Source organism: Pontimicrobium sp. MEBiC01747 (genome assembly GCF_053601635.1).
The window spans coordinates 1-3,703 of the sequence record NZ_JBSHNS010000078.1 but is presented as its reverse complement, the minus strand read 5'-3'; the positions used below and the strand labels follow the sequence as shown (position 1 = coordinate 3,703).

The 3,703-nt window shown below is 30.8% G+C and carries 3 protein-coding genes; all 3 read left to right on the top strand.

The features are described from left to right. The first annotated feature begins 246 nt into the window (after positions 1 to 246). On the top strand, positions 247 to 705 hold the full coding sequence (locus tag ACVC2P_RS01290; protein ID WP_452596675.1) for a cold-shock protein: 459 nt from the start codon (positions 247 to 249) through the stop codon (positions 703 to 705). Positions 706 to 974: 269 nt separating this feature from the next. Next, positions 975 to 2,426 (top strand): alkaline phosphatase PhoX, encoded by a 1,452-nt coding sequence (locus ACVC2P_RS01285; protein WP_452596674.1) that lies wholly within the window; start codon positions 975 to 977, stop codon positions 2,424 to 2,426. Continuing rightward, on the top strand, positions 2,427 to 3,703 hold a 1,277-nt coding region (locus ACVC2P_RS01280; RefSeq protein ID WP_452596673.1), incomplete at its 3' end, for a cytochrome-c peroxidase.

The following is a 3,703-nucleotide window of genomic DNA, read 5'->3' as shown; positions in this document are numbered from 1 at the left end:
GGTGTTGAATGATAAAGGGCAAACCATATCTATGAACCAATGGAATTTAGCTACAGGTGTAAAAGCTACAATAACAATAGTTAAAGAAAAAGAAGAAAACTAGATTGCCAAAAGTAATATCTGCACCAAATTTCAAAGAATAACAAGCATAAACATAGAAAAATCATTGAAAATATTTACTTTTGTAAAAAATAGATTGTAAATTACTTTATAATTTATATAAAAATTTAATATTTAAAGCAAAGAATGGCAAAGTCGCAACAGACATTTAACAAATTAGAAAAAGAAAAAAAACGCCTTAAAAAGCGAGAAGAGAAGAGAAAGAAAATGGAAGCCCGTAAAGCAGAAGCTGCCGAAAGCGGAAAAAAAGGAATCCAATTTGCGTACGTAGATTTTAATGGAAATCTAACAGATACGCCTCCAAACCCTGAAGACAAAATTAAGGTAAAAGCTAAAAACATTGTTTTGGGCATACCTAAAAAAGATGATAGTGATGTAGAGGAAGTAGATCCAATCCACAAAGGAAAAGTATCTTTCTATGATTCATCTAAAGGTTTTGGTTTCATTATAGATGCACTTGATAGTGAAAAATATTTTTGTCACGTTAGTGGGTTAATAGATGAAATTACTGAAAACGATAAAGTACAATTTGAATTAGAAAAAGGAATGAAAGGTTTAAATGCCGTTCGAGTTAAAAAAATCTAATTTATTTAATTATCATAAACAAAAGACCTCAATAATTATTATTGTGGTCTTTTTTTTTATAGCGCGTTTATAGTATAAAATTGTTAGAGCTTTAGTAATAAGAGCAATAACATATACATAACAATAATAATACATTCTCTAAAAGTTAAGTTTACTATTATTTAATACAGGTAACAATTAAATTAAAATCTATTAAAATAGTACTAAAACTTACATAACATTTGAGTTGTTAATTTGAACTGTTCAAAATAAAAACAACAACTCAAAAAATGAAATACTATTTACAATTTGGTTTTATAACCTTAGCATTAACATCTTTAATAAGCTGCAATAATGATGATGACAACACTATAGGGCAAGAACCATCTAACCCAGTTACTTTAAAAGCACACTCTGTTTCTCCTAATTTTTTAAAAACAACATCAGAGTTTTCAGACGTTAATATATACCCTTTAATATCTTCTGAAGATATGCTGCCAGAATCTCCTGCATTTGTATACGGTTCTATGGCAGATGGTGCTGGGCTTATTAAAAATGAAGACAATACCTATACATTAATTAATAATATTGAAGCCGATTTTGCTATAGCTAGAATAACTTTAGATGAAACTTTTAAACCTGTAAAAGGAGAGCATATATTAAATGCTACAGCTACGGCAAATACAGCACAATGCTCAGGATCTTTAATAACGCCAGAAGAGCATGGTTTTGGTCCATTATACCTTTCAGGAGGAGAATGGGGTGGAGCCTCAAAAGGTGTTTTTTTAACAGACCCATTACGAGATGCTAACTCAGCATCATTTGCACAAATGTTACCAGCAATGGGACAATGGTCTACAGAAAATGCAGTTGCTATAGGGCAAAATGCATACTCAGAAAAAACAGTAGTATTTATTGGAGACGACCACTCTAATAACGAAATACCTTCTGGACAATTAGGAATGTATGTTGGTGATAAAGGCGACCTATATGGCGGACAATTATTTGCATTAAGAGTTACAGATGATACTATTGACTTTGAAGTGGATATGGAAGAAGGGCAATCGTATCCAATCGATTTTGTTGCTTTACAAGAAACACAAATAGATATGTTAGATGCAGAAGCAAAAACAAAAGGAGCAATGGGATTTTCTAGATTAGAAGATATAGATTGGAGAAGAGGATCTGCTGCTAATAACAGAGAAATATACTTTTGTGTAACAGGTAGAAAAAAACCAGGATTAGTAGGTAAAGGAACCACTTATGGTAGAGTATATAAAGTAACATTAAATGAAAACGATCCTACAGGTGCAGGTACTATTACATGTGTATTAGATGGAGATAAAATAAATGGAAAAGCAAAAACGTTTCATAGTCCAGATAATATATTAGTAACCAATAACTATGCATATATTCAAGAAGATCCAAACGGATATTTTGATTCGGCAGATAAAACACACTTTGCAAGATTATACCAATACAATTTAGTTACTGGAGAGTTAAAAACAGTGTTAGAGTGCGATCAAGAAGCAGCAATGGCGCAAGGCTATGGTACCACAAATGGGATTTGGGAAATTACAGGTATGATAGATGTATCGGATATAGTTGGAATAGATGAAACATTTATGGTTATTACACAAAACCATGGATGGGAAGGAGGCTTCACAGATCCAAAAGCAAATACATCACCATGGACAGGACAAGGAAGCATGATTTATACTATAAATGGATTAGAGCGATAAATGACATTTTATAAATTTGAATTAGTAATTAAAACACGTGCATTATTATCATGCGCGTGTTTAATTTGTATTAGTTTTTTTGGCTGCAAAGAAAAAACTAAAACTTACGAAAGTATAACACCAAATGTTGCTTTAAAAACTCATTTTAAGGAAAATATAGCCGAAACCATTTTGTTTTTAGATTCCTTAGAAAAAACAACTTCAAACAAAAGAGTCTATTTTTATAAACAAGCAAGAGCACGTTTTAAAACCTTAGAACCACTTCTAGCATTTATAGATAGTGAAAACTACAAGTTTTTAAACCAACCGAATATACTTAAAGTAGAAGAAGAAGATGCTACAGATATTAAAATAAAATCACCAAAAGGGTTTCAAGTACTAGAAGAACAACTGTTTGGAGATACATCAAAAAACGAGCTCCTTAAAAACACTAAAGTTATTAAAGATCGCTTGCAATTAATAGCAACCAATACGCATTTAAATATAAAAAAACATCATGTTATATGGTTGCTTAGAGATGCAATAGCAAGAGTTGCCTTAACTGGAGTTACAGGTTTCGACTCACCAGTTTTAGAAGAATCACTTAGTGAATCTAAAATTGTTTATAAAGAAATAGAATACCTTTTAAATATTTATAAATCTAATTTTAAAGACCAATCTATATTAAAACAATGGACAGAAGAGTTTGTGCTTACTCAAGAAAAATTAACATCAAAATTTGAGGCTTTTAATCGCTATTATTTTATAAAGAACCACACGCACAAACAGTTAGAGTTATTAGTAAAAACCCAAAACGATTGGCAAGTAGAATTCCCTTTTGAGTTGGCATTAAAAAACGATATAACGTCTTTATTTTCAGCTAAAACATTTAACCTTAATTATTTTTCGGACATTAATAAAGCAACAAAAAACGCTGTAGAAAAATCAAACCTTGGAAAACGGTTATTTAACGATGTAAATTTATCAAAGTCTAAAGCTATTAGTTGTGCCTCATGTCATCAAAAAGAAAAAGCATTTACAGATGGTTTAAAACAGTTTAAAGGACAAACACGAAATACGCCAACATTACATTATGCAGCCTTACAAAAAAGCTTTTTTCATGATGGAAGAGCGGGGAGTTTAGAAGGGCAAATTATTAATGTTATTAATAATGAAAACGAATTTCATTCAGATTTAAAAACGATAACAAAAGCAGTAAGTTCTAATAGCGATTATGTAAATGATTTTAATACATTATATGGAAAAATTACAGATAGAACAATTAGGCAGGCTATGGC